This is a genomic window from Bradyrhizobium sp. HKCCYLS3070, from assembly GCF_051167575.1.
Classification (GTDB): Bacteria; Pseudomonadota; Alphaproteobacteria; order Rhizobiales; family Xanthobacteraceae; genus Bradyrhizobium.
Window position 1 is genome coordinate 45,466 of record NZ_JBNPTI010000015.1, and the last position, 24,510, is coordinate 69,975.

Consider the following 24,510-nt stretch of genomic DNA (forward strand, 5'->3'; position numbering starts at 1 on the left):
AGCCATGGACAGTCTCATCGAAACCTCGCCTTTGGCCGGCCTTGCGCCGGACACCATTACCATCTCGAACGTCAACCTCTCGCTCGGCACCGGCGCGGCGCGGGTCCATATCCTCAAGGACATCAGCCTGCGGGTGGGACAGGGCGAGACGATCGGTCTGATCGGACCGTCGGGCTCTGGCAAGTCCACATTGCTGATGGTGATGGCGGGGCTGGAACGTCCTGATGGGGGTGAGGTGGTGGTCAACGGGACCGCTTTCAATGCCCTGGACGAGGACGCCCTGGCCCGGTTCCGCGGCCGCCAGGTCGGCATCGTCTTCCAGTCCTTCCATCTGATCCCGACCATGACGGCGCTGGAGAATGTCGCGGTGCCGCTGGAGCTGGCGGGCCATTCCGGCGCCGCCGAGCGCGCCGCCCGCGAGCTGGATTCGGTCGGACTCGGACACCGGCTGCACCACTATCCGACCCAGCTCTCGGGCGGCGAGCAGCAGCGCGTGGCGCTGGCGCGGGCACTTGCGCCGGACCCGGCTATTCTGGTGGCCGACGAGCCGACCGGCAATCTCGACGAGACCACCGGACGGCAGATCGTGGACCTGCTGTTCACCAAGCATGCCGAGCGCGGCATGACGCTGGTGCTGGTGACCCATGACAGCGGGCTTGCGCATCGTTGCGACCGCGTGGTCCGGCTGCGCTCGGGGCGGATCGAAGCCGACGGCGGCGCGCACGAGCCGGCCCTTGCATGACCACCGTCGCTGAACCGATCGCCGGCGGCCGCATGGCCGCGCTGCCCGTGCGCTACGCGCTGCGCGAGCTGCGGGGAGGCCTGCGCGGCTTCTACGTCTTCATCGCCTGCATTGCGCTCGGCGTGCTCGCCATTGCCGGTGTCGGCTCGGTGGCGGCGAGCCTCAACGACGGCCTGGTTCGCGAAGGACGTACGCTGCTCGGCGGCGACGTCGCCTTTTCACTGTTTCAGCGCGAGGCCAAGCCGGAGGAGATCGACTTCCTGCGCTCGCGTGGAAAGCTGTCGCTGGCTGCGACCCTGCGCGCCATGGTGCGCTCGGGCGACGCCAAGCTGGCGCTGGTCGAGCTGAAGGCGGTCGACAACGCCTATCCGCTGCTCGGCAAGGCCGAGCTCCAGCCAGATCTGCCGATGGCCGACATCCTGGCCGAGCGCGACGGCGTCTACGGAGCTGCGGCGGATCCGGCGCTGCTGGCTCGGCTCGATCTGAGGATCGGCGACACCGTCACCATCGACACGGTCCGCTTCCAGATTCGCAGCGCGCTGCAGGCCGAGCCCGACAAATTGTCCGGCGGCATCGGCCTCGGGCCACGCTTCCTGATCAGCGAGGCGGGCCTGCGGGCCACACCGCTGCTGCAGCCGGGCAGCCTGGTGCGCTGGACCTACCGGGTCCGGCTGCCCGACAATGCCAAGGACGACCACGCCGCGGCGTCCTTCATCGCCGATACCCGCCTGACGCTGCCCTCGGCCGGATGGGAGATCCGCAGCCGCAGCAACGCCTCGCCGCAACTGGAGCGGACGATCGGCCGCTTCACCCAGTTCCTCACCCTGGTCGGTCTCGCCGCCCTGCTGGTCGGCGGCGTCGGCGTCGCCAATGCGGTCAAGAGCCATGTCGACCGCCGGACCGAGGTGATCGCGGCCTTCAAGGCCCTCGGCGCCACCAGCCGCGACGTGTTCGGCATCTACCTCGTGCAGGTGATGGTGCTCGCCACGATCGGTTCGATCATTGGCCTCTGCGCCGGGGCGGCCCTGCCGTTTGCCATCGTCGGGCTGTTCGGCAACATTCTGCCGCTGCCCGTGATCCCGGCTATTCATTCGGATGAGCTGGCGCTGTCCTTCGTCTATGGTCTGCTCACCGCACTGGCGTTCGGTCTGTGGCCGCTCGGGCGCGTACGCGACGTGCCGGTGGCGGCGTTGTTCCGCGAGGCGGTTATCGCCGAATGGCACCGTCCGCGCTGGAGCTATCTGGTGCTGATCGCGGGCACCGTCGCGCTGCTGATCGCGGTCGTGATCGGACTGTCCTACGACAAGCGCATCGCAGCCGTGTTCGTCGTCGCCGCCGCGCTGGTGTTCGTGCTGTTGCGCGGCATTGCCGCCGCGGTGATGGCAATTGCGCGCGCCCTGCCGCGCAGCCGCTTCCCGATGCTGCGGCTGGCGGTCAGCAATATCTATCGCCCGGGCGCGCTGACACCGTCCGTGGTGCTCTCGCTCGGGCTGGGACTCGCCGTGCTGGTCACGATTACCCAGATCGACGGCAATCTGCGACGCCAGTTCCTGGCTCAACTGCCGGAACAGGCGCCGTCCTTTTTCTTCATCGACGTCCCCTCCGGCGAGGCCGACCGCTTCCGCGACTTCCTCAAGGACCTCGCCCCTCAATCCACTGTCGAAGACGTGCCGATGCTGCGCGGGCGCATCGTCTCCGCCCGCGGCGTGCGCGCCGAGGACCTCAAGGCGACAACTGACACCGAATGGGTGCTGCAGAGCGACCGGGGCCTGACCTATACCGCCGAGGTTCCCAAAGGATCCAAGGTCGTCGAGGGAGAGTGGTGGGGCGAGACCTACAGCGGCCCGCCGCTGGTTTCGATCGAGAAGCGGATCGCCGACGGTCTCGGCCTCAAGCTCGGTGACGACATCGTGGTCAACGTGCTCGGACGCGACATCACGGCGCGGATCGGCAACATGCGCACCATCGACTGGCAGGGGCTCGGCATCAATTTCGTGCTGGTGTTCTCCCCGAATGCCTTCAAGGGAGCGCCGCACACCCATGTCGCCACCCTCACCGAGGCGCGCTCCGATACCGCCGAGGATGCCCGTGTCATCCGCAAGGTGGCCGACGCCTTCCCGATGGTGACCAGCGTGCGGGTCCGCGAGGTGATGGAGACGGTGGGCTCGGTGGTCTCCAACCTCGCGCTCGCCATCCGCGGCGCCAGTGCGGTGACGCTGATCTCGGCCATCCTGGTGCTGGGCGGCGCGCTGGCAGCCGGCCACCGCCACCGGGTCTACGATGCCGTCATCCTGAAGACGCTGGGCGCGACAAGGCTGCGGCTGCTCGGCGCCTACGCGCTGGAATATCTGATGATCGGGTTTGCCACCGCCGCGTTCGGCGTCATCGCCGGCTCGGTGTCCGCCTGGCTGATCGTGACCCGGCTGATGACGTTGAGCTTCGCCTGGCAGGCCGGCAGCGCCGCGCTGGTCGTCGTAGCCGCGCTGATCGTGACGGTCGGCCTCGGTCTGGCCGGCACGCTGCTGGCGCTCAACCAGAAGCCCGCGACGGTTCTTCGGAATCTGTAGCGGCTTGCGCGCTCATGCCGCACGGTTAACGCGATTTCTGCGGCTGGGACGCGCGCGGAGCGACATTCAGCCGCGCGTGGAAGCTTGCGGCGGATATGCTAGTTTCCCATCTAGGGAATGGGCTCAGAGACCTGCCAAAAGATGGCGAATTTGCCGATGACGCAAATTTAATATCTGCAGCAGCGGGTATGAGATAGGGTTTTTCGAGAACCGGCCAAAGGTCCTGTCAGGACCGGGCTGCCGGGCAACCAACGGGAATCGACCATGTCGGACCTAGACCGCAACTATGCTTCACCCTTTGGCCGGGTGGCCGGGCGCGCCGATGCCGCGACCGTCGACGCCGGTCTGCGCGCCTACATGCTGCGCATCTACAATTACATGAGCATCGGCCTGGCCATCACCGGCCTTGCGGCACTGGGCGTCTACATGGCGTCGGTGACCGGCGATCCGGCGGCCGGCGTGTTCAAGTTCGGCAACGCCTATCTGACGCAGTTCGGCTACGCGATGTTCGTGAGCCCGCTGAAGTGGCTGTTCATCCTGGCCCCCCTGGTCATGGTGTTCGCGATCTCGGCCGGCATCAACCGCTTGGCGCCGTCGACCGCGCAGATCCTGTTCTGGGTGTTCTCGGCCTTGATGGGCATCTCGCTGTCGTCGATCTTCCTGGTGTACACCCACACCTCGATCGTGCGGGTGTTCTTCATCACCGCGGCGACGTTCGGCGCGCTGAGCCTCTACGGCTACACGACCAAGCGTGACATGACGGGCATGGGTTCGTTCCTGTTCATGGGCCTGATCGGCATCGTGCTGGCGAGCCTCGTGAACCTGTTCCTGGCGAGCTCGATGCTGCAGTTCATCGTCTCGGTGATCGGCGTGTTCGTGTTCGCCGGCCTGACCGCCTGGGACACGCAGCGTCTGAAGAACGAGTACATCTACGGCTACGCTTCCGCGGGCGGCGACATCGCGGAGCGCGCGGCAATCACCGGCGCCCTGTCGCTGTACTTGAACTTCATCAACCTGTTCACGCTGCTGCTGCAGTTGCTCGGACAGCGCGACTGATATCCAACCGCTCGAACGAGCGACCTTCGAAGCCCCGGCCTCACCGCCGGGGCTTTTCGTTTGCACAAACCCCGATTGCGACCGGCGCAAAGCCGCAGCGGCAGCCATGCCGCGAGGCCGGATTGATCGCCGCGTCCGCCCGGGTATGCTTCCCCCCATGTCCGACATTGAAATCCGGCCCACCCAGGAGGCCGACCTTCCCGCCATCACCGCCATCTACGGCCAAGCCGTCCGCGAGGGCACGGCCACCTTCGAGCTCGACCCTCCGGATCTGGCGGAGATGACGCGCCGCTTCCGGGCGCTCCGCGACGGCGGCTTCCCCTATTTCGCTGCCCTGCTGGACGGAGAGGTGGTGGGCTATGCCTATGCCGGGCCCTACCGGCCCCGCCCTGCCTATCGCTTCACGGTGGAGAACTCGGTCTATCTCGCTCCGGCCAGCCAGCGTCGCGGCATCGGGATGCGCCTGATGCGGCGGCTGATCGACGCCTGTGAGGAGGGAGGCTTTCGCCAGATGATCGCCGTCATCGGCGACTCCGCCAATTCCGGCTCGGTCGGGCTGCATACCGCCTGCGGCTTCCAGATGATCGGCACCCACCCGAGCGTCGGCCTGAAATTCGGCCGCTGGCTCGATACTGTGATGATGCAGCGCCCACTCGGGGCCGGGAGCAGCGACGTCCCGGCGTAAGGCAAACGCCAATCGGAATGTCATGATCAAGCCGGAGCGCGTGGGATCAGACCAGGGCTGGTTTGGGCGCGATCACCAGCAGCACGCGCTCGAGCTCGTGGCCGCGGCGCAGGATCAGCCCGGTGGCCGAGATCACGCTGTACATACCCTGCTTGCGTGCGAGACGCGGATCCTTCTCGATGCGGTAGATCGGCACCTCGGACGCCCGGCGAAACACGGAGAAGACGGCCCGGTCACGCAGGAAGTCGATCGAATAGTCGCGCCACTCACCGTCGGCGACCATGCGGCCGTAGAGGTTCAGGATGCGGTTCAGCTCCAGGCGGTCGAACGTCACCCGGCTCGGCGCTGCGGCCGCACTGCGCGCCGCCGCGCGGTTCTCGCTGGGGTCGGCGTCCTCCGGCGTGAGGTTCATTGGCGTCCTCCTGTCATCCGTGTGACATGATCGCGCCATCCGGCAGAAGCCGCAAGGGGCCGTTTTCGTTGTTGAAGTTCGACCGAGCCTGCGAGGCCGTCGGTTCCGCGAACACGCAAGCGTCACGGGATCGTTAGCAGAATCATAATCGCGCCGTCTTTCCGCCCACCGACCGCCCCCGACCTTCGGCATAAGATTCGTGTGCGTTGGCCCGGTCCTTTCGGTTCCGGATTCCTCAGCCCCCAGCCCCCCGGGGTCGTCAGGATCGGGTCTATTCACAAGTAAGGCAAAGGGCCAACGCAAGTTGGTCCTTTTGCTTTTCTGGCGTGAGCTGCACGTAAGATCATCGCGACGCGCCGTCGCACGGACGTGACGCGCCCAACGCAGGTCAGCGAAAACGAAGATCAGGACGACGGAAGAGATCAGCGCTCGGGACCGCGCGCCGTTGCTGAAGCCCGTCCGCCCAACGGCAACTCGGAAAAGGCGGCCCCGAGCATCGGCCCAGGGCGGTCGCGACTGCCGTCCTGCACATAGACGACGGTGCCATCGACGCCCTCGCGGGCGATCTTCTCCAGCGGCACGCTCCATCTGACCGGCGACCCGTTCCAGTCACCCAGCTTCTGAAGACCGCGAACGACGTTGTAATAGGTCAGGTCACGGCCGCTGTTCTCGCCGCGGCCGACCGAGATCGGGACCACCCGCGAGATCGAGCAGACCCAGACCTCGCCGTGCTTGCGCGGCATCTGGTCGTTGGCCGCGGCCACGGAGACAGTAAGGTCCTGGCCGTCGACCGACAGCCTCACCGGCACCGACATCACGCTGCCACCCTGGACGGTCTCCTCGATGGCACCCTCGATCGCCTCGCGGTCGCTGCCGATCACATGCACGGAGCCGTTGACCACCGCCTGCGGCGTATAGACCTCGCGGTCGCCGCGCGCACGAGAATAGGCCCGCTGCCGGGCCGTGAAGCGGGAGTCGGCCAGCGTGTCCTTCCAGCCGAGATAGTCCCAGTAGTCGATCGGCAGCGACAGCGCGATGACCGAAGGATCTCTGGCGAGCTCGCCGAGGATCTTGTCAGCCGGCGGGCAGGACGAACAGCCTTGCGAGGTGAAGAGTTCGATCACCGCACGGGGATCGGACGCAGCTGGCCGGACGAAAGCGATGACCGCACAGACACTCAGCGCTGCGCGCGACCACCACGACATCTGTCCACTCATCGCCACTGTCCCGTCTGGACCACCGTCCGCTGCGCCCTGTGCATCACTGCATCCGCGATGCCGTCCTCGTAGTTAACAAACCGAAAATGCAAAAGAGGCGGCCTTTGTCATAGGCCGCCTCCTTCATCACCCGCTACTCACTTCAGAGTGAGCCAAACTGTCGCATCGCGCCTTGGTTAAGCGGCGAGCTTGCGCAACACGTAGTGCAGGATGCCGCCGTTGCGGTAGTAGTCGAGCTCGTCGAGCGTATCGATCCGGCAGAGCAGCGGCACCTGCTGCGCCGCACCGTCGGCCGAGACGATCTCGGCGGTCAGGGTTTGGCGCGGCTTCAGGTCGCCTTGCAGGCCCTTGATGGTAACCTTCTCGTCGCCCTTGAGGCCGAGCGAGGACCAGGACGTGCCTTCCTGGAAGGTGAGCGGCAGCACGCCCATACCCACCAGATTGGAGCGATGGATGCGCTCGAAGCTCTGGCAGATCACGGCACGGACGCCCAGCAGCCGGGTACCTTTGGCGGCCCAGTCGCGCGACGAACCGTTGCCGTATTCGGCGCCGGCGAACACCACCAGCGGCACGCCCTCTTCCTGATACTTCATCGCGGCGTCGTAGATCGACATCTGCTCGCCGTCGGGCCAGTGCTTGGTCAGGCCGCCCTCGGGAATGTTGCCGTCGGCACCCTTGAGCATGAAGTTCTTGATGCGGATGTTGGCGAAGGTGCCGCGCATCATGATCTCGTGATTGCCGCGGCGCGTGCCGTACTGGTTGAAGTCAGCCGGGCGGACCTGGTGCTCGCTGAGGAACTTGCCGGCGGGCGAGGTCAGCTTGATCGAACCGGCCGGCGAGATGTGGTCGGTCGTGATCTTGTCGCCGAACAGCGCCAGCACGCGAGCCTCGACGATGTCCTTGATCGGCTCGGGCTCCTTCTTCATGCCCTCGAAATACGGCGGGTTCTGCACGTAGGTCGACGACATGTTCCAGCGATAGGTCTCGCTCTCGACCGTCTTGATCTTGCGCCAGTTGGTGTCGCCCTTGAACACGTCGGCGTAGCGCTTCTTGAAGATCGACGCCTTGACGAACTTCTTGACGAAGTCGTTGACCTCCTTGGTCGTCGGCCAGATGTCCTTCAGGTAGACCGGCTTCTTGTCCTTGCCGATGCCGATCGGCTCGACCGAAAGATCCTTGGTCACGGTGCCGGCCAGCGCATAGGCCACGACCAGCGGCGGCGAGGCCAGATAGTTGGCCTGCACGTCCGGCGAGACGCGGCCTTCGAAGTTGCGGTTACCCGACAGCACGGCCGCCGCGACCACGCCGTTGTCGTTGATCGACTTCGAGATCTCCTCCGGCAGCGGGCCGGAATTGCCGATGCAGGTGGTGCAGCCGAATCCGACGAGGTTGAAGCCGACCTTGTCGAGGTCCTTCTGCAGGCCCGAGTTGGCAAGGTATTCGGCAACCACCTGACTGCCGGGAGCGAGGGAGGTCTTCACCCACGGCTTGGCCTTGAGGCCCTTGGCGGCGGCGTTGCGGGCCAGCAGGCCGGCGCCGATCAGCACGCTCGGGTTGGAGGTGTTGGTGCAGGAGGTGATGGCGGCGATGACGACGTCGCCATGGCCGATGTCGAAGTCCTTGCCCTCGACCGGGAAGCGCTGCGCAGCGGCATCCGGCTTCTTGTACTCGCCGGCCAGCGCAGTCGCGAAGCCTTCGGCCACTGCGGGGAGCGCGATGCGGCCCTCGGGACGCTTCGGACCGGCCATTGACGGCACGACGTCGGCGAGATCGAGGGTCAGCGTCTGCGTGAACACCGGATCGGGCGACTTGGCGGTGCGGAACAGGCCCTGCGCCTTGGCATAGGCCTCGACCAGCGCAACGCGCGGGGCCTTGCGGCCTGAGGTCTTGAGATAGTCGATGGTGGCGGCGTCGACCGGGAAGAAGCCGCAGGTCGCGCCATACTCGGGGGCCATGTTGGCGATGGTCGACTTGTCGGCGACCGAGAGATGGTCGAGGCCGGGGCCGAAGAACTCGACGAACTTGCCGACCACGCCGAGCTTGCGCAGCATCTGGGTGACGGTCAGCACCAGGTCGGTCGCGGTCACGCCTTCCTTCAGCGCGCCGGTCAGCTTGAAGCCGACGACGTCGGGCAGCAGCATCGACAGCGGCTGGCCGAGCATGCAGGCCTCGGCCTCGATGCCGCCAACGCCCCAGCCGAGCACGGCGAGACCATTGACCATGGTGGTGTGGGAGTCAGTGCCGACCAGCGAATCCGGATAGGCGACCTCGAAGGTGCCCTTGGTGCGGCCGACCGTCATCTTCTCCTTCTTGGTCCAGACCGTCTGCGCCAGGTATTCGAGGTTGACCTGGTGGCAGATGCCGGTGCCGGGCGGCACGACGGAGAAGTTCGAGAACGCCTTCTGGCCCCATTTCAGGAATTCGTAACGCTCCTGGTTCTGCTTGTACTCCTCGGCGACGTTCTTGCCGAACGCCTTGTTGTCACCGAAGTAGTTCACGATCACCGAGTGGTCGATGACGAGATCGACCGGCACCAGCGGGTTGATCTTCTCGGCATCGCCGCCGAGCGCCTGCATCGCGTTGCGCATCGCCGCGAGGTCGACCACGGCCGGAACGCCGGTGAAATCCTGCATCAACACGCGCGCCGGGCGGAAGGCGATCTCGTGCTCCAGCGACTTCTTGCGCAGCCATTTGGACACCGCAATGATGTCGTCCTTGGTGACGGTGCGACCGTCCTCGTTGCGCAGCAGATTCTCGAGCAGCACCTTCATCGAGTAGGGCAGCTTGGAGATGTCCTTGAGACCATTCTTCTCGGCTGTGGGCAAGCTGTAATAGATGTAGCTCTTCGTTCCGACCTTGAGGGTCTTGCGACACTTGAAGCTGTCGAGCGAGGTCATGCGTGGAAATCCCAATTGATCTGTATACCCGGAGGGGGTATTTAAGAACCGTCAGCGCGAGGCGCCGGATGGCTTGCAGCGGGCGATTGTGTGCTGCATCAAGGTCGGGCTTATAGAAGCTTTCTAACTGCGCCGCCACAGAGACAAGCAAGTCCCGACGTGGCATCACCCACAAATTCTCACGCGCTAGCCATCAATTCCCTAGGGGCTGTCACGACGGGCCATGCAGGCGACTTCAACACTGTCTCCGAAGCTGTTCGGCCGCGACGTCAGATGCGTGCGCGGCGGCCGCGAGGTGTTCGCAGGACTAGCCTTCGAAGCGGTCGCGGGCGAGGCGCTGGCGGTGACCGGACACAATGGTGCAGGCAAGACATCACTGCTGCGGCTGATTGCCGGCCTGCTGCTGCCGGCGGGCGGCTCCATCGCGATCGAGGGCGGTGAGAGCGAGCTCACGGTGCCCGAGCAGGCGCATTATCTCGGCCACCGCGACGCGCTGAAGCCGGCGCTCAGCGTGCGCGAAAACCTGACCTTCTGGGCCGAATTCCTCGGCGGCGGCATCACGCGGCCGATCCCCGACTGCCTCGCGGCCGTCGGCATCGCCCACGCCATCGACCTGCCCGCCGCCTATCTGTCCGCCGGCCAGCGCCGCCGGCTGTCGCTGGCCCGCCTGCTCGCGGTGCCCCGCCTGCTCTGGCTGCTCGATGAACCGACCGCGGCGCTCGACGTCGCCGGGCAGGCGATGTTCGCGGGGCTGATGCGGGAGCATCTCGCCGGGGGTGGGCTGATTGTCGCGGCGACGCACGGCCCGCTCGGCATCGACACACGCGAATTGCGCATCGGGGAGGCTCGATGATTCCCTCTCGCCTCTTCGCAGTCCCACCCACCGCTCTCTCCGTTCCCGCCCCCCTTGTGGGGGAAGGTCAGGGACGGGGGTGCCCCACGACGCGCTCTAACTTGTTTGACGAGATTCGGTCGCACCAACCAACGTCCCATCGGCGCGCCGCCTCCTCCCCCTTGCGGGGAGGGGGCGGCGGTCCACAACGGCAGCGTCACCTGGAGTCACCCCCCTCCCCAGCCCTCCCCCACAAGGGGGGAGGGAGCGCAGTTTGCGGGTCGAGGGAGCGCGGCTCACCATCTGCCATCAAGCAATCAGCCGAGGCCCTATCCGCATGACCGCCCTCGGTGCCCTCATCCGCCGCGACATCAAGATCGCGCTGCGCATCGGCGGCGGCGCGTTGATCGGCGTGCTGTTCTTTCTTACCGTCGTGGTGCTGATGCCATTCGCGGTCGGGCCGGATCTGGCGCTGCTGACCCGGCTCGGCCCCGCCATCCTCTGGCTCGGTGCCCTGCTCTCCAGCCTGCTCACCCTGGACCGGCTGTTCACCGCCGACCACGAGGACGGCTCGCTCGACCTGGTCGTGATGAGCCGGACACCGCTGGAGCTGGCCTGCGCCGCCAAGGCGCTGGCGCATTGGCTCGCCGCCGGCCTGCCGCTGGTGATCGCGACGCCCGTGCTCGGCCTGCTGCTCAACCTCGACGCCACAGCGACCGGCGCCGTCGCGCTGACGTTATTGGCGGGCACGCCTGCCCTGACCTTCATCGGCATGATCGGTGCAGCACTGGCTGTGACGATGCACCGCGGCGGGCTGCTGCTGGCGGTCTTGGTGCTGCCACTTTCGATCCCAGTGCTGATCTTCGGCGTCGCGGCGTCGCAGGCGGCCATCGTCGGCCCGCTGCCGTTCGGGGCGCCGTTCTCGATCCTGTGCGCATTGTCGCTGGTGAGTTTCGTGATCGGCCCGTTCGCCGCCGCGACAAGCTTGCGGAACGGGCTGGATTGACCCGCCGCCCGCCGGGGTTTGACCATGATCAACTCTTACCTAGCGGCGTCGTGCTGATTGCCTGCAACCGCTTCCGCCTTTAACAAGGGTCTCATGTCGCTGATCGACCTCGCCAATCCCACCCGGTTCCTTGCGCTGGCGGCGCGGCTGCTGCCGTGGCTGGCGCTGGTCACGGCCGCGCTGCTGGCTGCCGGCCTGTACCTCTCCGCGCTGGCGCCCGACGACTATCAGCAGGGCGCGACCGTCAAGATCATGTTCATCCACGTGCCCAATGCCTGGCTGTCGATGTTCGTCTGGAGCATCATGAGCATCGCCTCGCTCGGCACCTTGGTGTGGCGGCATCCGCTCGCCGACGTCGCTGCCAAGGCCGCCGCCCCGATCGGCGCCAGCTTCACGTTCCTCGCTCTCCTCACCGGCTCGCTGTGGGGCCGGCCGATGTGGGGCACCTATTGGGAGTGGGATGCGCGGCTAACCTCGGTGCTGATCCTGTTCCTGATGTATCTCGGCCTGATGGCGCTGTGGCGCGCGGTCGAGGATCCGACCCGCGCCGCCCGCGCTGCCGCCGTGCTGACGCTGGTTGGCGCGATCAACCTGCCGATCATCAAGTTCTCCGTCGACTGGTGGAACACGCTGCATCAACCGGCGTCGGTGATGCGAATGGGCGGTCCGGCGCTCGACAAATCATTCCTGATCCCGCTGCTGGTGATGGCCGTCGGGTTCTCGTTCCTGTTCATTACCCTGCATGTCGCGGCGATGCGCAACGAGATCCTGCGCCGGCGCGTCCGCAGCCTGCAGATGATGCAGGCCCGCGCCTACACCACGGCCGCACCAGCCGACGATGCGGCAGGCCAGATCGCGGGAGCGGCTTGACATGGACCTTGGCCCCTATACCTCCTTCATCGCGACCTCCTATCTTGCAGCGGCGCTGGTCGTGATGCTGCTGATCGGCTGGATCGCCATCGACTACCGCACCCAGAAGGCGCGCTTGCGCGCGCTCGAGGACAGCGGCATCAGCCGTCGTTCCGGCCGCGCCGCGACGGATATCCAATGATCGAACAGGCTGCGACAGAGCCGGCGCCGCGGCGCCGCTCATTCCTCATGCTGCTGCCGCTCGTGGTGTTCCTCGGGCTGGCGGCGCTGTTCTGGTCGCGCCTGGGCAACGGCGACCCGTCGCGCATTCCATCCGCGCTGATCGGCCGCCCCGCGCCGGCCACGCCGCTGCCGGCGCTGCCGGAACTGGCGAGGGACGGCACGCCGGTGCCCGGCCTCGACCCGGCTGCACTCAAGGGCAAGGTCAGCATCATCAATGTCTGGGCATCGTGGTGCGTGCCCTGCCACGACGAGGCGCCGCTGCTGGTCGAGCTCGGCCGCGACAAGCGCTTCCAGATCATCGGTATCAACTACAAGGACGGCGCCGACAACGCCCGCCGCTTCCTCGGCCGCTACGGCAACCCTTATGACGTCGTCGGCGTCGACGGCAACGGCCGCGCCGGCATCGAATGGGGCGTTTATGGCGTGCCCGAGACTTTCGTCGTCGGCCGCGAGGGCACCATCGTCTACAAGCTGGTCGGCCCGATCACGGCGCAGAACATCGATGCGGTGTTGAAACCGGAAATCGAGAAGGCGCTGAAGGTGGGTTCGTAAGCCTCGCGCAGCCATCGGAGCTTCAGCGGCAAACACGCTCCTCTCTCTGCGTCGTCATTCCGGGGCGGCGCGAAGCGACGAGCCCGGAATCCATACTCACGAGCGGTCGTTTGGCGAAGACGGGCGCCACAGCCATCTCGCGTCACACGCCTTGTCGTGGTTATGGATTCCGGGCTCACGCCGCTGCGCGGCGCGCCCCGGAATGACGGCGCGGAGAACCTCGAAGCGAAGCAATCCGGAGCACCTACGGGCCTTGGATTGCTTCGTCGCTACGCTCCTCGCGATGACCGCGTTCGGGGCAGCTACCCCTTGCTCACATCCCCTTCCGCCGCATCGCTGGCTTCGAGCGACGCCGGGTCCTGGTGGTAGCGCTTGATCAGCGGCATCTGGGCGATGGCGAAGATCATGGTCAGCGGCACGACGCCGAACGCCTTGAAGCCGACCCAGAAATCGGTGCTCTGCGTGCGCCAGATGATCTCGTTCAGCACCGCCATCGCGGCGAAGAACAGCGCCCAGCGAAACGTGAGGATGCGCCAGCCCGCGGGCGTCAGATTGAACATCTGATCGAACATGATCGCGATGAAGGAGCGATTGAACAGCAGCCCGCCACCGAGCACGGCCGCGAACAGTCCGTAGATGATGGTCGGCTTGACCTTGATGAAGGTCTCGTCGTGCAGCACCAGGGTCAGCGTGCCGAACACGATGACGACGACGGCGGTCACCAGCGCCATCAGCGGGACGTGCCGCGTCACCACGTAGGACGCGATCAGCGCCGCGATGATCGCGACCATGAACGCGCCGGTCGCCGCGAACAGGTTGAACTTGGCATTGACGACGAAGAAGATGATCAGCGGGCCGAGCTCGGTCGCGAGCTTGAACAGCGGGTGCGGCTGGGTCTTGTCCATTCCATGTCCTGTTGGCTGCAGCCACGGCAGCGGTTGATCCGGTCGTCTCGATCCGGCGGTGGGCCGGAGCCCGAGCGTGCGACGTCAATCCTCGATGCCGGCGATCGCCCGCGCAAAATCTCTTGCGGCGAACGGTGAGAGATCATCGACCCCCTCGCCGACGCCGATGAAGTGCACCGGCAGCTTGAACTTCTCCGACAGCGCCACGAGGATGCCGCCGCGCGCCGTACCGTCGAGCTTGGTCATCACGAGGCCGGTGACGCCTGCCGTACGATGAAACGCCTCGACCTGCGACAGCGCATTTTGTCCCACCGTCGCGTCGAGCACGAGCAGCACCGCATGCGGCGCCGACGCGTCGACCTTGCGAATGACACGCACCACCTTTTCGAGCTCGTTCATCAGCTCGGCCTTGTTTTGCAAACGGCCGGCAGTATCGACCAGCAGGATGTCGCGGCCCTGCTCCTTGGCCGCGGTGATGGCGGTGAACGCAAGGCTGGCGGAGTCCGAGCCCTGCGCGCCGGCGATCACCGGCGCCTTGGTGCGCTCGCCCCAGACCTTGAGCTGCTCGATCGCGGCGGCACGGAACGTGTCGCCCGCGGCCAGCATCACCTGCCTGCCTTCGGAGGCGAATTTCTGCGCCAGCTTGCCGATCGTGGTCGTCTTGCCGGAGCCGTTGACGCCGACGACGAGAATGACAAACGGTTTGTGGCCCGGCGCGATCTCGAGCGGCTTCGCCACCGGCGACAGCACCTTCTCGACCTCGGTCGCGACCACCGCCTTGACCTCGTCGGCGCTGATCGTCTTGTCGTAGCGGCCGGTCCCGACGGCGTCGGCGATTCGCGCGGCGACCTGGGTGCCGAGATCGGCGCGCAGCAGCACGTCCTCGATGTCGTCGAGCATCGCGCGGTCGAGCTTGCGCTTGGTGACGAGATCGGCGACGGCCGTGCCGAGCGCGCCGGACGTGCGTTTCAGGCCGGCCGACAGCCGCCGCCACCACGACAGCTTGGGTGTTTCGGAGGTGGTATCGTTCATGGCGTGGTGTTAGCCCTTTCCATTCGCAAACGAAAGCTCACACCCGCGTTACGGTTTCCATGGACATTAACCAACCCACCGACGAGGAAATGCTCGCCCGTGTGCTCCACCGCGACGGGCTGATGCTGGTGATCGACAAGCCGGCCGGCATTCCCGTGCACAAGGGACCGAAGGGCGGACCGAACCTCGAAGCCTCCTTCGACGCGCTGCGCTTCGGCCTGCCGCGCCCGCCGGTGCTGGCGCATCGGCTGGACAAGGAAACCTCGGGCTGTCTGGTGCTCGGCCGTCATCGCAAGGCAACCGCATCGCTCGGGCTTTTGTTCAAGCATGGCAAGATCTCGAAGACCTATTGGGCCGTCGTCGAAGGCGGACCTGACGCTGACGAGGGCGTGATCGAGCTCCCGCTCGGCAAGCTGAACGCCGAGCGCGGCTGGTGGCAGAAGCCGGATCCGAACGGGCAGCCAGCGGTGACGAAATGGCGGGTGCTGGGGAGGTCGTACTCTCTTGCCAGTCTATCCCTGAACTCCCCTCCCACTCGTGGCAACGACTCCCCTCCCCCTTGCGGGGAGGGGTCGGGGGTGGGGGTCCCCACGGGCAGTGTCGCTTGGAGCCACCCCCCTCCCCAACCCTCCCCCACAAGGAGGGAGGGAGCGCAGCTGCCAACCGGAGAGGGAGAGTCGGTGCACTCCAATCGCAGTCCGCGACTCACTTGGCTGGCGATGGAACCGGTCACCGGCCGCACGCATCAACTGCGCGTGCATTCGGCAGCGTCGGGATGGCCGATCGTCGGTGACAACATCTATGGCAACGGCCCGCGCTTCGGCGAGCCGCGGCTGCATCTGCACGCACGCGAGATTTCGATTCCGCTGTCGAAAAACAAGCCGCCGGTACACGTGGTGGCGCCGGCGCCGGTGCACATGCATGAGCGGCTGAGGATGTGCGGGTGGAACGGGGCGTGAGCCCATCTCTTTCCGCACCGTCATGGCCGGGCGAAGTCCCGGCCATCCACGTCTTAGTTCTTGGGGACAGCGTGGATGCCCGGGTCAAGCCCGGGCATGAGGGAATTCTGGACTAACAGCCGGGCCCCATGATGCCCCGTGATCGTGAGCCGCTGCACGGTGCCTGGCAACGCAGTGGTCGTGGCGACCGGCAGATAATGCTCCGTCCGTCCCTGGGTCTCACTCTCGATCAGCACCTCACGCTGACAGCCGATCTCCTGCTCCAACCGCAGGCGTAACGCCGCCTCGCCCACCGCCCGCAATCGCCGCGCGCGATCGCGGATGACGGCGCCATCCACCTGCGGCATGCGCGCGGCCGGCGTGCCCGGCCGCGGCGAATAGGGAAAGACGTGCAGGAAGGTTAGCCCGCATTCCTCGACGAGATCGAGCGAGCGCGCGAACATCTCCTCGGTCTCGGTCGGAAATCCCGCGATCAGATCGGCGCCAAGCGCGATGTCCGGCCGCAGCCGGCGCACCTGAGCACAGAATGCGATGGCATCGGCGCGCGCATGCCGTCGCTTCATGCGCTTCAGGATCAGATCGTCACCCGCCTGCAGCGACAGATGCAGATGCGGCATCAGCCTGGCATCATCCGCGAGCGCATCGAGCAGGTCGGCATCGGCCTCGATCGAATCGATCGAGGAGATGCGCAGGCGTCTCAACTCCGGCACGTGGCGCAGGATCTGCTTCACAAGCCGGCCGAGCTTCGGCGTGCCGGGCAGGCCGGCGCCATAGCTCGTCAGGTCGACGCCGGTGAGCACGATCTCGGCATGGCCACGATCGGCCAGCGCGCGGACCTGATCCACCACAGCGCCCATCGGCACCGAGCGCGAATTGCCGCGACCGAACGGGATGATGCAGAAGGTGCAGCGATGATCGCAGCCGTTCTGCACCTGCACGAACACGCGCGGCAGGCCGCGCTGGAAGCCGTCGACCAGATGCGGCGCCATCTCCATCACCGCCATGATGTCGGAGACGGCCACCTTCTCGGACGCATCGATGCCGAACCGTGGCACCGCCAACGCCTGTGTCGTCGCACGCCACGCATCGGGCCGCAGCTTGTCGTCATTGCCGATGACGCGGTCGACCTCGGGCATGGCAGCGAACATGCCGGCCTGCGTCTGCGCGGCGCAGCCGGTCACGACGATGCGCGCCGCGGGGCGCCCGCGCTTCAATTTGCGGATCGACTGCCGGGCCTGCGCCACCGCCTCGTTGGTGACGGCACAGCTGTTGATGACGATGGTGTCGTCGGCACCGGCCGCCTCGGCATGTTTCGCGATCAGCTCGGATTCGAACGCGTTGAGGCGGCAGCCGAAGGTGACGACGTCGACGCTCATGCGACGCTGGCGAACATCGACGGCTCGAACCGTCCCTCGAACTCGAACGTCGCGGTGCCCGTCATCAGCACGTGATCGTCGCGCTCGCGCCACTCGATCGTGAGCTCGCCGCCGGGCAGCCTCATCTGCACGATCCGGTTGGCACGCTTCAGCCTGACGGCCGCGACCGCTGTCGCACAGGCCGCCGAACCGCAGGCCTTGGTCAGCCCCGCGCCGCGCTCCCAGGTGCGCATCGTGATGTGGTCGCGATCGACGATGTGGGCGAGCGTGATGTTCGCACGCTCCGGGAAAATCGGATGGTTCTCCAGCAGCGGCCCGAAGCGCTCCAGATCATAGGCATTGACGTCGTCCACCCAGAACACCGCGTGCGGGTTGCCCATGTTGACGACCGAGGGCGAATGCAGGATCGGCGCATCGATCGGCCCGATCTGCAGCTCGATGTAGCGGGTGTCGCGGAACTCCTCGGCGAGAGGAATGTCCTGCCAGCCGAACTTCGGCGCGCCCATATCGACAGTGTAGAGGTCGGGCGCCGGCCCCTGCCAGCAGTTCAACAACCCGGCGCGGGTCTCGAACGTCGCACTGGTCTGGCCGGTCTTGCCGAACATCTGGCGTACCACGCAGCGCATGCCGTTGCCGCAGGCGCCGGACTCCGATCCATCATTGTTGTAGATGCGGATGAACGCTTCGGTGCCGTCGAGCCGCGGCGGCTGCAGCACCATCAGCTGATCGTAGGGCACCCGGGATGCCACCGCCCGCGCCTCGTCCGGCGTGACGACATGCTTCACGTCGCGCAGATCGACCACGACGATCTCGTTGCCGATCCCGTTCATCTTGACGAAGCTGTGGTTGGCCAGCGCGCTCATGAAAATATCCAAATTGTGTCCGCCTTATATGGCGAATGGCGCGGCATTGACCAGCCTGCAGAGCGACATGACGCATCTGTCATGGGACGCCGCGCCGCCGAGCATGTTAGGACCGGTTCATTCGCCGGCACGAACCGGGCAAAGCAGCACGGCCACTGGAGAATAGTCGAATGAATCTCAGCACTTTCCGCCTCGTTCTGGCCGTGAGCTCGGTCGCGCTCCTGCTCGGCGGCGCGCCCGCCCGGGCCCAGGCGCCGTCGGCCTCGCCGGCTCCGGCGGCCTCAGCCACGCCCGCACCGGCCCCGAGCGCGCTACCGGCGCCGGTGGCGCCGGCCTCTCCTGCGCCTGCCGCGTCGGCCAGTCCGGCGCCCGCGACCAGCCCGACGCCGGCCGCCAGCGCGAGCCCCTCGCCGTCGTCATCTCCGACCGCGGCCCAGTCCCCGGCCACGACGCCGCCGCAGGCCGCGGCGCCGGCCCAGGCGGCCGACGCCTTCGGCGACGAGATCAAGCTCGAGGCGAAGAAGGTCGTCCTCGTCAAGGGCACCGCGAATTGGGACAATGCGTTCGACACGCTGATCGACTCCTTCAAATCGCTGTCGGCCACGCTGGACAAGCAGGGCATCAAGCCCGCCGGCAACGGCATGATCGTCTACACCTCGACCGACGACACCGGCTTCACCTTCCTGGCCGAGATGCCGGTCGAGCAGGAGCCGAAGACGCTCGGCAAGGGGATGAGCATCGGCCAGTCGCCCGAGGGCAAGGCGCTGAAGTTCGTCCATCGCGGCTCCTACGACAACATGGACAACACCTACGAGGCGATCACCAACCACCTCGACGAGCGCCGGCTGGAGGCCAAGGACACCTTCATCGAGGAGTACCTGACCGACCCCTTGAAGACGGCCGAGGACAAGCTCGTCATCAACGTCTACGTGCCGCTGAAGTGAGCACCATGATCATCAGACCCATCCTCGCGGTCGCGCTCGCGACCAGCTTCGCAATGCCCGCCCTCGCGGATGACATCGCCCGGCAGGACACGCCGGCGATCACCGTCAGCGGCGAGGCCAGCGTGTCGGCGCCGCCGGATCTGGCGCAGATCGACGCCGGCGTGGCATCCGACGCCAAGACCGCGCGCGAGGCCGCCGAGGCCAACAACGCCGCCATGGCCAAGGTGCTGCAGGCGCTGAAGGCGGCCGGGATCGCCGACAAGGACTATCAGACCTCGCGGCTGTCGCTGCAGCCGCAATATGCGCAGAACCGGCCGGCCCAGCCGGCGGTGACCGGCTATCGCGCCAGCAATCGCGTCACCATCAAGCTGCGCGACGTCGCCAAGGTCGCCAGCGTGATCGATACTCTGGTCGCGGCCGGCGCCAACGATGTCGGCAACATCTATTTCAGCGTCGCCGAGCCATCCAAGCTGCTCGACCAGGCGCGCGAGAAGGCCGTCGCAGACGCCCGCCGCAAGGCCGAGATCTATGCCAAGGCCGCCGGCGTGACGCTGGGTCAGCCGCTCAGCATCTCCGAGGATGGCGCGCCCGCCCCGGTGTTCCGCGCCAAGACCTTTGCCGCACCGATGGCCGCGACGCCGACACCGGTGGCGCAGGGCGAGGAGACGCTGTCGATCACGGTCAACGTGACCTGGGCGATCAAGCCGGGGCAGTAAGGCGGCCTCACGCCCGCGCGGCGCATTGTGCGGCGTGGCAGCCGACAACGTAGCTACAAACTCGGTGTCGTCCCGGCCTTGAGCCGGGACCCATACTCCGCGGCGGTAATTGTCGCGCGAGATGGAGCTGCCAGCCTTCACAACATTGAATTCGGTGTTTATGGGTCCCTGTGTCTGGAAAGTCTGCCATGATGATGGTGGGCGGGAAGCCGTTGGGTCCTTGGCGCTAGACGCCGTGAGCCGGCTCGGTCTCCCGCCCGTTCCATTTATCAACCTGAACAGTTGCACGAGGCTGCGCCAACAGACCTCGCATCACAGGGACAGGCACCGTGATCGTACCTTTTCGTTGCGTCGGAATCGACGTTTGCAAACCCTATCTCGATATTTTTGATGAAGCCGTGGGGGCGCCGGAGCGCATCGCCAACGGGCCACAGGCCATCACACAGCTGGTGGCGCGTTGGGGATGCGATGTTCTGGTGGTCTTTGAGGCCACGGGTGTCTACGACCTCGAACTGCGCGAGGCCCTGCGTCGGGCGGGCATCCGCTTTGCGCGGATCAACCCGGCTCGAGCTCGCGATTTCGCCCGCGCCAGCGGCCAACTCGCCAAGACCGATCCGATCGACGCGCGAACGCTGGCAGCCTTTGGGCGCGCCATGCAGCCAGCCACCGAGCAGGCCATGACGCCTGCCCAAAGCGCCCTCGCCAGGCTTGCAAAACGGCGGGATCAACTGGTTGCCATGCGCGCCCAGGAAAAGAACCGCCGCAGCGAGGCCGAGGACCGCGCCATGGCCGAACGCATCAGCCGCCTGATCGAGGTCCTCAATGACGAGATCGTCGAGATCGAGGCCGAGATCAACGCGCTCATCAAAGCCGAGCCGGTGCTTGCGGAGCAGGCACAGCTGATGCGCTCCGTGCCCGGTGTGGGACCCGTCGCCTGCATGCAACTCATCACCCAGATGCCGGAACTCGGCCATCTCGGGCCAAAGGAGGTAGCCGCTCTTGCGGGCCTGGCTCCCTTCAATCGCGATAGCGGGGCGTATCGTGGCAAGCGCAAGATCGGCGGCGGCCGGAAGCGTGTCCGCGACGCCCTCTACATGGCCGCCCTCAACGCCGTCCGCCGCGCCGATCGCTTCAAGATCTTTTACAACCGTCTGCGCCAAGCCGGTAAACCCGCCAAGCTCGCCCTCATCGCCGTCGCCAGGAAGCTTCTAACCATCCTGAATGCCATGATGCGCGACCGAAAACCTTATGCGATCACTCCATCAACATAACAGTTGCCGGCTCAAGGCCGGGACGACATCTGTTTTGTGGCGGCGGCCTGCTTAGATCTCCACCACCTGCCCTGGCTTGAGCACACCAAACCGCTCGCGCGGGATGCCGGCTTGGTCGAGCGCGGCGTGCAGGGCGCGCACCGGCGCGTCGATCGCCTCGTCCGTCAGTTGGAACGTGCCGTGGTGATGCGCCAGCGCGGCCTCCGCGCCGCAATCCTGCAGCGCCTGCACGGCATCCTCGGGGTTCATGTGCTGGTCGCGCATGAACCAGCGCGGCTCGTAGGCGCCGATCGGCAGGATCGCGAGCCTGATCGGCGCGTGCTGCTCCGCCACGCGGCGGAAATGCTTGCCCGTGCCGTAACCGGAATCGCAGACGATGTAGACCCTGCCGCGCGGCGTCTCCAGCACGAAGCTCGCCCACAGCGCCTTGTTGCGGTCGAACAGGCCGCGCGCCGTCCAGTGCCGCGTCGGCACCAGGGTCACGGCGACCTCCTCGTTCAGCGTCACGCGATCGTGCCAGTCATAGGCCTCGGCGCGGATCTTGGAGTCAGCGTCGATCATCGTAAGGTCGTTGCCCAGCGGCGTGACGACCCGCGGCGAAAATCGCGCGGTCAGCTTCGACAACGTCCGGATGTCGAGATGATCGTAATGCCCATGCGACACCAGCACGACGTCGATATGCGGCAGCCCCTCAAAGGCGATGCCGGGATCATTGTGCCGCCGGGGACCGGCGAACGCGAATGGCGACACCCGCTCCGACCAGACAGGATCGACCAGGATGTTGAGCCCGCCGGTCTGGATCAGCCAGCTGGCGTGGCCGATGAAGGACAGCCGCACTGTCTCGCCGTCGATCCGGTGCGGCGGCGTGTCGGCGTGCGGGCTCGCCGCCCAGGACGGCCAGCGGGAACGCTTGCGGTTGCGGTCGAACTGCCAGCGCAGCACCTGGGACAGGGATTTGGGCGGAACGCCGTCGGGATCGTAGAAGCGCTTGCCGTCGAAATGGTCGGTGACGGGGCCGGAATAGGTCCTGGAACGGCGCAGCAAGGTCGTCCTCGCAAGGGAAAGCTGAACTGGCGCAAGAGGTAAGCGCCCCCACAGGGTCCGGCAACGGGACGGCGAGAAGCAAGTTTCCTTGACTTTTGCGGCTGCTGAGGGTTTAACCCGGCCGAATTTCGGAAAGTTTCGTCTTTTCGAGCCACCGCCCGGCCCTGGAGGCCGGAGGTCACCGCCCGACAGCGCTGTGCGCCCTCGGGCGCAAACGTGTTTGGACTGACGGTTTCGGCCGACGGGCCGAGGTCTATATGGTCGTCATGGGCCGCAGCAAGCGGCGATGACGGGCGGCAATGAAGCGAGCGCCCGCAAGGGCAAAGGATAACGGCATTGTTCGACAATCTGTCGGAAAGGCTTGGCGGCATTCTCGATCGGCTGACGGGGCGTGGTTCGCTCTCGGAAGCCGATGTCGACGCCGCGATGCGCGAAGTCCGCCGGGCGCTGCTCGAGGCCGACGTCGCGCTGGAGGTTGTCCGCAGCTTCACCGAGCGCGTGCGCGAGCAGGCGATCGGCGCCACCGTCGTCAAGTCGGTCACCCCCGGCCAGATGGTCGTCAAGATCGTCCATGACGAGCTGGTCAAGACGCTCGGCGACGACGGCCAGACCATCGACCTCAACGCCGTGCCGCCGGTGCCGATCATGATGGTCGGCCTGCAGGGCTCCGGCAAGACGACCACCACCGCCAAGCTCGCGCGCCGCATGGTCCAGCGCGACAAGCGCAAGGTGCTGATGGCCTCGCTCGACGTCTACCGTCCGGCCGCCATGGAGCAGCTCGCGGTGCTCGGCCGCGACCTGGACATCCCGACGCTGCCGATCGTGGCCGGCCAGATGCCGCCGCAGATCGCACGCCGCGCCATCGAGGCCGCCAAGCTCGGCGGCTACGACGTGGTGCTGCTCGACACCGCCGGCCGCACCACGCTGGACGAGGACATGATGAAGGAGGCCGCCGAGATCAAGGCGGTCGCCAACCCGCACGAGGTGCTGCTGGTCGCGGATTCGCTGACCGGCCAGGACGCCGTCAATCTCGCCCGCGCCTTCGACCAGCGCGTCGGCCTCACCGGCATCGCGCTAACCCGTATCGACGGCGACGGACGCGGCGGTGCGGCGCTGTCGATGCGCGCGGTCACCGGCAAGCCGATCAAGCTGCTCGGCACCGGCGAAAAGACCGACGCGCTGGAAGACTTCTATCCCTCGCGCATTGCCGGCCGCATCCTCGGCATGGGTGACATCGTCTCGCTGGTCGAGAAGGCCGCGGCGAACATCGACGCCGAGAAGGCCGCGCGCGCCGCCGAGCGGATGCGCAAGGGCCAGTTCGACCTCAACGACATGCGCGAGCAGCTGCAGCAGATGGCGCAGATGGGCGGCATCGGCGGGCTGATGGGCATGATGCCCGGCATCTCGAAGATGAAGAACCAGATCGCGGCCGCCGGCATCGACGACAAGATCCTCAAGCGCCAGGTCGCGATCATCGATTCGATGACGCGCGAGGAGCGCAAGCATCCCGACCTGCTCAAGGCCAGCCGCAAGAAGCGCATCGCGGCCGGCTCCGGCCAGAGCGTCGAGCACGTCAACAAGCTGCTCAAGATGCACCGGAACATGGCCGACGTGATGAAGGCCATGGGCTCAGGCAAGCGCGGCCCGCTGGCCGGCATCGCCCAGGCGATGGGTTTTGGCGGCGGTGGCGGCATGCCCTCGCCGGATCAGCTCAAGGCGCTTGCGGAAAAGATGCCGGGTGGCATGCCCGGCGGACTGCCGAATTTGCCGAAGGATCTGCCCGCCGGCCTGCGCGGCGGCCTACCGAACCTCCCCGGCCTCACCGGTCTCAGCGGCAAGCCGACTCTGCCGGGCCTCGGCCTTCCTCCGGGGAAGAAGAAATAATGAGGATCATCCGCTCCTCTTTCCATTCGTCATTCCGGGGCGCGCGCAGCGCGAGCCCGGAATGACGGCTTAGCTGACATCAACTCATCAGAAGACACTCAGGAGAACCTACATGTCCGTCGTCATCCGTCTCGCCCGTGCCGGCACCAAGAAGCGCCCGGTCTATCACGTCGTCGTCGCCGACTCGCGCTTCCCGCGTGACGGCCGCTTCATCGAACGTCTCGGCTACTTCAATCCGCTGATGCCGAAGGACAACGAGGCACGCCTCAAGCTGGACATGGAGAAGGTGAAGGGCTGGCTCGCCAAGGGCGCGCAGCCGTCCGACCGCGTCGCCCGCTTCCTCGACGCCGCCGGCGTCAAGAAGCGCGAAGCCCGCCAGAACCCGATCAAGGCCGTGCCGCGCAAGGAGCGCAAGGCGCAGGCCGAAGCCGCCGCCAAGGGCTAAGGTCGTTGACGAG

23 protein-coding genes are annotated in these 24,510 nt (G+C 66.5%); 15 read left to right on the forward strand and 8 right to left on the reverse strand.

What is annotated here, in order from left to right; genetic code table 11:
* Nucleotides 1–4: 4 nt before the first annotated feature.
* The 4 genes from ACQR03_RS29755 (at nucleotide 5) to ACQR03_RS29770 (ending at nucleotide 5,050) form a co-directional block, all read left to right on the forward strand.
* Nucleotides 5–742 carry an ABC transporter ATP-binding protein gene (locus ACQR03_RS29755; protein ID WP_315750630.1) on the forward strand — a complete coding sequence of 246 codons (738 nt, stop codon included), beginning with the start codon at nucleotides 5–7 and terminating at the stop codon, nucleotides 740–742.
* A complete protein-coding gene (locus ACQR03_RS29760; RefSeq protein ID WP_434842129.1) occupies nucleotides 739–3,309 on the forward strand; it encodes an ABC transporter permease in 2,571 nt (856 codons plus the stop codon). The genes ACQR03_RS29755 and ACQR03_RS29760 overlap by 4 nt, the downstream gene beginning before the upstream one ends.
* Before the next feature lie 264 nt (nucleotides 3,310–3,573).
* Nucleotides 3,574–4,365: a Bax inhibitor-1/YccA family protein gene (locus tag ACQR03_RS29765; RefSeq protein WP_250172563.1), complete on the forward strand. Its 792-nt coding sequence runs from the start codon at nucleotides 3,574–3,576 to the stop codon at nucleotides 4,363–4,365.
* Nucleotides 4,366–4,522: 157 nt separating this feature from the next.
* Nucleotides 4,523–5,050, forward strand: a complete 528-nt coding sequence (locus ACQR03_RS29770; RefSeq protein WP_315716183.1) for a GNAT family N-acetyltransferase — start codon at nucleotides 4,523–4,525, stop codon at nucleotides 5,048–5,050.
* A 46-nt stretch (nucleotides 5,051–5,096) separates the two neighbouring features.
* On the opposite strand, the gene ACQR03_RS29775 is transcribed toward ACQR03_RS29770, so the two are convergent.
* The 3 genes from ACQR03_RS29775 to acnA form a co-directional block, all read right to left on the reverse strand.
* The gene (locus ACQR03_RS29775) at nucleotides 5,097–5,462 is read right to left on the reverse strand and encodes a DUF2794 domain-containing protein (protein WP_315750627.1); all 366 of its coding nucleotides are present in this window, start codon (nucleotides 5,460–5,462) and stop codon (nucleotides 5,097–5,099) included.
* Between the two features lie 422 nt (nucleotides 5,463–5,884).
* Nucleotides 5,885–6,667: a DUF1223 domain-containing protein gene (locus ACQR03_RS29780; RefSeq protein ID WP_315716182.1), complete on the reverse strand. Its 783-nt coding sequence runs from the start codon at nucleotides 6,665–6,667 to the stop codon at nucleotides 5,885–5,887.
* A 188-nt stretch (nucleotides 6,668–6,855) separates the two neighbouring features.
* On the reverse strand, nucleotides 6,856–9,576 hold the full coding sequence (gene acnA, locus ACQR03_RS29785) for an aconitate hydratase AcnA (protein ID WP_315750626.1): 2,721 nt from the start codon (nucleotides 9,574–9,576) through the stop codon (nucleotides 6,856–6,858).
* Between the two features lie 223 nt (nucleotides 9,577–9,799).
* On the opposite strand from acnA, the gene ccmA reads away from it, so the two are divergent.
* From ccmA to ACQR03_RS29810, 5 genes are all read left to right on the forward strand, one after another.
* Nucleotides 9,800–10,429, forward strand: a complete 630-nt coding sequence (ccmA, locus tag ACQR03_RS29790; RefSeq protein ID WP_315715916.1) for a heme ABC exporter ATP-binding protein CcmA — start codon at nucleotides 9,800–9,802, stop codon at nucleotides 10,427–10,429.
* Nucleotides 10,430–10,745: 316 nt separating this feature from the next.
* Complete coding sequence (ccmB, locus tag ACQR03_RS29795) at nucleotides 10,746–11,414, forward strand: heme exporter protein CcmB (RefSeq protein WP_315715915.1); 669 nt, start codon at nucleotides 10,746–10,748, stop codon at nucleotides 11,412–11,414.
* A gap of 93 nt (nucleotides 11,415–11,507) precedes the next feature.
* Nucleotides 11,508–12,284 (forward strand): heme ABC transporter permease, encoded by a 777-nt coding sequence (locus tag ACQR03_RS29800; protein ID WP_315750625.1) that lies wholly within the window; start codon nucleotides 11,508–11,510, stop codon nucleotides 12,282–12,284.
* A 1-nt stretch (nucleotide 12,285) separates the two neighbouring features.
* Nucleotides 12,286–12,465, forward strand: a complete 180-nt coding sequence (gene ccmD, locus ACQR03_RS29805) for a heme exporter protein CcmD (protein ID WP_315715913.1) — start codon at nucleotides 12,286–12,288, stop codon at nucleotides 12,463–12,465.
* On the forward strand, nucleotides 12,462–13,058 hold the full coding sequence (locus ACQR03_RS29810; protein WP_315715912.1) for a DsbE family thiol:disulfide interchange protein: 597 nt from the start codon (nucleotides 12,462–12,464) through the stop codon (nucleotides 13,056–13,058). Before ccmD ends, ACQR03_RS29810 begins: the two co-directional genes overlap by 4 nt.
* 302 nt (nucleotides 13,059–13,360) lie before the next feature.
* Here ACQR03_RS29810 and ACQR03_RS29815 read toward each other — a convergent pair whose 3' ends face one another.
* Together ACQR03_RS29815 and ftsY are read right to left on the reverse strand one after the other, a co-directional pair.
* Nucleotides 13,361–13,963, reverse strand: a complete 603-nt coding sequence (locus ACQR03_RS29815) for a septation protein A (protein ID WP_315750623.1) — start codon at nucleotides 13,961–13,963, stop codon at nucleotides 13,361–13,363.
* Between the two features lie 84 nt (nucleotides 13,964–14,047).
* Nucleotides 14,048–14,995, reverse strand: coding sequence for a signal recognition particle-docking protein FtsY (ftsY, locus tag ACQR03_RS29820; RefSeq protein WP_315750622.1), 948 nt, complete (start codon nucleotides 14,993–14,995; stop codon nucleotides 14,048–14,050).
* Between the two features lie 59 nt (nucleotides 14,996–15,054).
* On the opposite strand from ftsY, the gene ACQR03_RS29825 reads away from it, so the two are divergent.
* Nucleotides 15,055–15,954 carry an RluA family pseudouridine synthase gene (locus ACQR03_RS29825; RefSeq protein WP_315825768.1) on the forward strand — a complete coding sequence of 300 codons (900 nt, stop codon included), beginning with the start codon at nucleotides 15,055–15,057 and terminating at the stop codon, nucleotides 15,952–15,954.
* A 53-nt stretch (nucleotides 15,955–16,007) separates the two neighbouring features.
* Here the strand turns inward: ACQR03_RS29825 and mtaB are convergent, their stop codons facing one another.
* Both mtaB and dapF read right to left on the reverse strand, forming a co-directional pair.
* Entirely contained in the window at nucleotides 16,008–17,330 is a 1,323-nt protein-coding gene (mtaB, locus tag ACQR03_RS29830) for a tRNA (N(6)-L-threonylcarbamoyladenosine(37)-C(2))-methylthiotransferase MtaB (RefSeq protein WP_434842128.1), read from the reverse strand.
* Nucleotides 17,327–18,193 (reverse strand): diaminopimelate epimerase, encoded by an 867-nt coding sequence (dapF, locus tag ACQR03_RS29835; RefSeq protein ID WP_315750619.1) that lies wholly within the window; start codon nucleotides 18,191–18,193, stop codon nucleotides 17,327–17,329. Before dapF ends, mtaB begins: the two co-directional genes overlap by 4 nt.
* A gap of 170 nt (nucleotides 18,194–18,363) precedes the next feature.
* Here dapF and ACQR03_RS29840 point away from each other — a divergent pair, with 170 nt between their 5' ends.
* From ACQR03_RS29840 to ACQR03_RS29850, 3 genes are all read left to right on the forward strand, one after another.
* Nucleotides 18,364–19,137, forward strand: coding sequence for a GyrI-like domain-containing protein (locus ACQR03_RS29840; protein WP_315750618.1), 774 nt, complete (start codon nucleotides 18,364–18,366; stop codon nucleotides 19,135–19,137).
* 5 nt (nucleotides 19,138–19,142) lie between these two features.
* On the forward strand, nucleotides 19,143–19,853 hold the full coding sequence (locus tag ACQR03_RS29845; RefSeq protein WP_315715905.1) for an SIMPL domain-containing protein: 711 nt from the start codon (nucleotides 19,143–19,145) through the stop codon (nucleotides 19,851–19,853).
* A 329-nt stretch (nucleotides 19,854–20,182) separates the two neighbouring features.
* The gene (locus ACQR03_RS29850) at nucleotides 20,183–21,124 is read left to right on the forward strand and encodes a transposase (protein WP_315751903.1); all 942 of its coding nucleotides are present in this window, start codon (nucleotides 20,183–20,185) and stop codon (nucleotides 21,122–21,124) included.
* 51 nt (nucleotides 21,125–21,175) lie between these two features.
* On the opposite strand, the gene ACQR03_RS29855 is transcribed toward ACQR03_RS29850, so the two are convergent.
* Nucleotides 21,176–22,168 carry an MBL fold metallo-hydrolase gene (locus ACQR03_RS29855; protein ID WP_315750616.1) on the reverse strand — a complete coding sequence of 331 codons (993 nt, stop codon included), beginning with the start codon at nucleotides 22,166–22,168 and terminating at the stop codon, nucleotides 21,176–21,178.
* Between the two features lie 336 nt (nucleotides 22,169–22,504).
* Between ACQR03_RS29855 and ffh the strand changes: the two genes are divergently transcribed.
* Together ffh and rpsP are read left to right on the forward strand one after the other, a co-directional pair.
* The gene (ffh, locus tag ACQR03_RS29860; RefSeq protein ID WP_315715903.1) at nucleotides 22,505–24,052 is read left to right on the forward strand and encodes a signal recognition particle protein; all 1,548 of its coding nucleotides are present in this window, start codon (nucleotides 22,505–22,507) and stop codon (nucleotides 24,050–24,052) included.
* Nucleotides 24,053–24,164: 112 nt separating this feature from the next.
* Nucleotides 24,165–24,497 carry a 30S ribosomal protein S16 gene (rpsP, locus tag ACQR03_RS29865; RefSeq protein WP_008964221.1) on the forward strand — a complete coding sequence of 111 codons (333 nt, stop codon included), beginning with the start codon at nucleotides 24,165–24,167 and terminating at the stop codon, nucleotides 24,495–24,497.
* The last annotated feature ends 13 nt before the right edge of the window (nucleotides 24,498–24,510 follow it).

Excerpts from the sequence above, each read along its gene's own strand:
- ACQR03_RS29755 (WP_315750630.1), top strand. The coding sequence starts at position 5 with ATGGACAGTCTCATCGAAACCTCGCCTTTGGCCGGCCTTGCGCCGGAC.
- ACQR03_RS29810 (WP_315715912.1), top strand. The coding sequence starts at position 12,462 with ATGATCGAACAGGCTGCGACAGAGCCGGCGCCGCGGCGCCGCTCATTC.
- ACQR03_RS29760 (WP_434842129.1), top strand. The coding sequence starts at position 739 with ATGACCACCGTCGCTGAACCGATCGCCGGCGGCCGCATGGCCGCGCTG.
- ACQR03_RS29845 (WP_315715905.1), top strand. The coding sequence starts at position 19,143 with ATGATCATCAGACCCATCCTCGCGGTCGCGCTCGCGACCAGCTTCGCA.
- ACQR03_RS29800 (WP_315750625.1), top strand. The coding sequence starts at position 11,508 with ATGTCGCTGATCGACCTCGCCAATCCCACCCGGTTCCTTGCGCTGGCG.
- ccmB (WP_315715915.1), top strand. The coding sequence starts at position 10,746 with ATGACCGCCCTCGGTGCCCTCATCCGCCGCGACATCAAGATCGCGCTG.
- ftsY (WP_315750622.1), bottom strand. The coding sequence starts at position 14,995 with ATGAACGATACCACCTCCGAAACACCCAAGCTGTCGTGGTGGCGGCGG.
- ccmD (WP_315715913.1), top strand. The coding sequence starts at position 12,286 with ATGGACCTTGGCCCCTATACCTCCTTCATCGCGACCTCCTATCTTGCA.
- rpsP (WP_008964221.1), top strand. The coding sequence starts at position 24,165 with ATGTCCGTCGTCATCCGTCTCGCCCGTGCCGGCACCAAGAAGCGCCCG.
- ACQR03_RS29765 (WP_250172563.1), top strand. The coding sequence starts at position 3,574 with ATGTCGGACCTAGACCGCAACTATGCTTCACCCTTTGGCCGGGTGGCC.
- ccmA (WP_315715916.1), top strand. The coding sequence starts at position 9,800 with ATGCAGGCGACTTCAACACTGTCTCCGAAGCTGTTCGGCCGCGACGTC.
- dapF (WP_315750619.1), bottom strand. The coding sequence starts at position 18,193 with ATGAGCGCGCTGGCCAACCACAGCTTCGTCAAGATGAACGGGATCGGC.
- ACQR03_RS29780 (WP_315716182.1), bottom strand. The coding sequence starts at position 6,667 with ATGTCGTGGTGGTCGCGCGCAGCGCTGAGTGTCTGTGCGGTCATCGCT.
- ACQR03_RS29825 (WP_315825768.1), top strand. The coding sequence starts at position 15,055 with ATGGACATTAACCAACCCACCGACGAGGAAATGCTCGCCCGTGTGCTC.
- ACQR03_RS29815 (WP_315750623.1), bottom strand. The coding sequence starts at position 13,963 with ATGGACAAGACCCAGCCGCACCCGCTGTTCAAGCTCGCGACCGAGCTC.
- mtaB (WP_434842128.1), bottom strand. The coding sequence starts at position 17,330 with ATGAGCGTCGACGTCGTCACCTTCGGCTGCCGCCTCAACGCGTTCGAA.
- ACQR03_RS29775 (WP_315750627.1), bottom strand. The coding sequence starts at position 5,462 with ATGAACCTCACGCCGGAGGACGCCGACCCCAGCGAGAACCGCGCGGCG.
- ACQR03_RS29770 (WP_315716183.1), top strand. The coding sequence starts at position 4,523 with ATGTCCGACATTGAAATCCGGCCCACCCAGGAGGCCGACCTTCCCGCC.
- acnA (WP_315750626.1), bottom strand. The coding sequence starts at position 9,576 with ATGACCTCGCTCGACAGCTTCAAGTGTCGCAAGACCCTCAAGGTCGGA.
- ACQR03_RS29840 (WP_315750618.1), top strand. The coding sequence starts at position 18,364 with ATGAATCTCAGCACTTTCCGCCTCGTTCTGGCCGTGAGCTCGGTCGCG.